The following is a 3,142-nucleotide window of genomic DNA, read 5'->3' as shown; positions in this document are numbered from 1 at the left end:
TCCGCGTGAAGCGGCCCGGCGGGCGCGGCGGTCGGCCCAGGACGCGGCCAGAGCGGGTGCGGGCGGACAAGGGCTACGCCTCGGCCGCGAACCGCGAGCGGCTGCGTGGGCGGGGCATCGCGGCGACGATCCCGGACAAGAAGGACCACCGCGCGAACCGCCTGGCGAAGGGCTCCAAAGGTGGTCGCCCACCGAAGGTCGACTACGAGGACTACAAGGCCCGCCACGCGGTGGAGTGCATGTTCAACCGCCTCAAACGCCACCGGGCCGTCGCGACCCGATATGACAAGCTCCAGCTCCGCTACGAGGCGACCGTCAAGGTCGCCGCGCTCGACGACTGGATCACCGCCGTCGTCCGGGCGGGCCAGGCGCTGGCATCCTGACCGGTGTGAACAACTCGCTGCCGTCCTGGCTGTCCAAGCGGCCGCCGTGCTACGCCGATACCGAGGACGGCGACTACGTCCAGGACCCCGGCCACGTCGAGATCCTGGGCATGCTCGCGGACCTGAACGCCACGACCAACACGTTCTTCGTGATCTACCCCGACGACGAGGACATCGACTGGTCGATCTCGGTCCACACCCGCCCCGGAGCACTCGGCGGCTACGAGATCGAGCACCGCGACGCCGCCACCGGCGAGCACACCACGACCGAGGCAGACCACACCACCATCACGAGCCACCTCCTGGACTGGATCAGCCACCGCTGACCACTTCCGAAACAGGCCCTAGAGGTCGGCGACCTGCGCGGCGCCGTCGGTCGCGATCTGCTCGAAGACACGCTGGTCCGCGGCGAACTGCGTGCCCGGGACGGGCCGGTGGACGACGATCTCCGTGATGCCGACCTCGGCGTAGCCGCGCGCCGCCTCGACGAACGCGTCGACCGACTCCAGCGCCCGGTCGGGCGTGAAGCCGGTGAGCAGGATCCGCTCGACCGACGCGGGGTCCCGCCCGGCGTCGGCGCACGCGCCCTCGAGCCGCTCGACCTGGTCGCGGACCGCCGCCCGCGACCGTGCCGGGGTCGCGTCGTCGCCCAGGCGGCCGTCGCCCGTCGTCACCCACGCCTGCCCGTAGCGCGCAGCGAGCCGCAGCCCGCGCGGACCCGTCGCGGCGATCGCGAACGGCACGCGCGGGGACTGGACCGGACCGGGGATGGTCCGCGCCTCGTGCGCGCGGTAGTGGCCCTCGTCGTGCGTCACCGCGGGCTCGGTGAGCAGGCGGTCCAGGAGGACCGTGAAGTCGCGCAGACGGTCCGCCCGCTCCCGTGCGGACCACGGCTCGCCGCCGAGGACCGTCGCGTCGAAGCCCGTCGTGCCCGCGCCGAGACCGACGGTGACCCGCCCGCCCGAGAGGTCGTCGAGCGTCATGACGTCCTTCGCGAACGTCACCGGTTCCCGGAAGTTCGGCGACGACACGAGCGTGCCCAGACGCACCCGCTCCGTCACGCCCGCCGCCGCGGCGAGCGTCGGGACCGCGCCGAACCACGGCCCGTCGCGGAACGTCCGCCACGACAGGTGGTCGTACGTGTAGGCGGCGTGGAACCCGAGGTCGTCGGCCTCGTGCCACACCTCCCGGCCCTCGCGCCACGGGTATATCGGCAGGATCACGGTGCTCACGCGCATGGCCGCCAGCCTATGGTGGGGGAGTGATCCAGCACACCGTCGCCTTCCGCCTCGTCCACCCTGTCGGCAGCGCCGAGGAGGCCGAGTTCCTCGGCACCGCGCGCCGCACGCTCACCGCGATCCCGGGGGTGCGGGACTTCACGGTCTCGCGCCAGGTGAGCGCCAAGAGCCCGCTGGCGTTCCAGTTCTCCATGGTGTTCGACGACGACGCCGCGTACGCCGCGTACGACGCCCACCCGGACCACCGTGGGTTCGTCGCCGACCGCTGGGTCCCCGAGGTCGCGGAGTTCCAGGAGCTCGACCTCGTCCCGCTCGCCGACTGACCGCACCGCCGCCCGGTGCCTTCGCCGAGGTAGAACGTCACGCCGCGAGGTAGAGCTCTGCGCGTTCTACCTCGCGACTGGACGTTCTACCTCGCGGGACGCGGTCTCCTGCGGGCGGGGGCAGTCACCCGGTGTGGCAGGGTGACGGCATGACCCAGATCGACCTGCGCATCTTCACCGAGCCCCAGCAGGGCGCCTCCTACGACGACCTCCTCGCGGTCGCGAAGGCCACCGAGGACCTCGGTTTCGACGCCTTCTTCCGTTCCGACCACTACCTCGTCATGGGCGACGGCGACGGGCTGCCCGGCCCGACCGACGCGTGGACGACGCTCGCCGGTCTGGCCCGCGAGACGAGCCGCATCCGGCTCGGCACGCTCGTGTCGTCGGCGACGTTCCGCCACCCCGGCGTGCTGGCGATCCAGGTCGCGCAGGTCGACCAGATGTCGGGTGGCCGGGTCGAGCTCGGTCTCGGTGCGGGCTGGTACTCCCGTGAGCACGAGGCGTACGGCATCCCGTTCCCGGAGAAGCGGTTCGGGATCCTCGAGGAGCAGCTCGCGGTGATCACCGGGCTGTGGGAGACGCCCGTCGGCGAGACGTTCTCGTTCAGCGGCGAGCACTACACGCTCACGGACTCCCCGGCCCTGCCGAAGCCCGCGCAGGAGCGCGTCCCGGTGATCGTCGGCGGCCACGGGCCCCGGCGCACCCCGGCGCTCGCGGCCCGGTACGCGAGCGAGTTCAACGCGGCGTTCCCCGACCCGGGCGTCCTGCCCGAGCGGTTCGAGAACGTGCGCGCCGCGTGCCTCGACGCCGACCGTGACCCCGACTCGCTCGTGTACTCCGCCGCGTTCGTCGTCGCGGTGGGCAAGGACGAGGCGGAGTTCCGCCGCCGGGCCGAGGCGATCGGCCGCGAGCCCGACGAGGTGCGGCGCAACGGCCTGGCCGGGACGGTCTCCGAGGTCGCGGACAAGGTCGCGGCCGCCGCCGAGCAGGGCGCCACCCGGTTCTACCTCCAGGTGCTCGACCTGCACGACCTCGACCACCTCGACCTCATCGCGAGCGAGGTCGTGCCGCAGCTTCCCTGACGCCCACACCCGCGTCGCGGCGGGCGGGCCGGCGCGGCGCGGGGGGGGGGGGGGCCCCACCAGCGCGGCGGGCGGGGCGCGGGGGGGGGTGGCGCAGGCGGGGGGGGGGGGCCCGG

5 protein-coding genes are annotated in these 3,142 nt (G+C 73.3%); 4 read left to right on the top strand and 1 reads right to left on the bottom strand.

What is annotated here, in order from left to right; all coding sequences use genetic code 11:
- Both ACFC2L_RS18985 and ACFC2L_RS18980 read left to right on the top strand, forming a co-directional pair.
- Window positions 1–383, top strand: a 383-nt coding sequence (locus ACFC2L_RS18985; RefSeq protein ID WP_375825906.1) for a transposase, incomplete at its 5' end; no start/stop codon positions are given.
- A 5-nt stretch (window positions 384–388) separates the two neighbouring features.
- Window positions 389–709 (top strand): hypothetical protein, encoded by a 321-nt coding sequence (locus tag ACFC2L_RS18980; protein ID WP_375825905.1) that lies wholly within the window; start codon window positions 389–391, stop codon window positions 707–709.
- Between the two features lie 18 nt (window positions 710–727).
- Here the strand turns inward: ACFC2L_RS18980 and ACFC2L_RS18975 are convergent, their stop codons facing one another.
- Window positions 728–1,621, bottom strand: a complete 894-nt coding sequence (locus ACFC2L_RS18975; protein ID WP_375825904.1) for an LLM class flavin-dependent oxidoreductase — start codon at window positions 1,619–1,621, stop codon at window positions 728–730.
- A 23-nt stretch (window positions 1,622–1,644) separates the two neighbouring features.
- Between ACFC2L_RS18975 and ACFC2L_RS18970 the strand changes: the two genes are divergently transcribed.
- Entirely contained in the window at window positions 1,645–1,944 is a 300-nt protein-coding gene (locus ACFC2L_RS18970; RefSeq protein ID WP_375825903.1) for a Dabb family protein, read from the top strand.
- A gap of 158 nt (window positions 1,945–2,102) precedes the next feature.
- Window positions 2,103–3,026, top strand: a complete 924-nt coding sequence (locus ACFC2L_RS18965; RefSeq protein WP_375825907.1) for an LLM class F420-dependent oxidoreductase — start codon at window positions 2,103–2,105, stop codon at window positions 3,024–3,026.
- The last annotated feature ends 116 nt before the right edge of the window (window positions 3,027–3,142 follow it).

The sequence above is a fragment of the Cellulosimicrobium sp. NPDC055967 genome, from assembly GCF_042269845.1.
In the GTDB taxonomy this organism is placed as follows: Bacteria; Actinomycetota; Actinomycetes; order Actinomycetales; family Cellulomonadaceae; genus Cellulosimicrobium.
Note: the sequence above shows the minus strand (reverse complement) of the source record. Positions and strands in the feature narration are given on the sequence as shown.

Bases quoted from the DNA above. Each gene is read 5' to 3' on its own strand.
- ACFC2L_RS18975 (WP_375825904.1), bottom strand. From the start codon at position 1,621: ATGCGCGTGAGCACCGTGATCCTGCCGATATACCCGTGGCGCGAGGGC.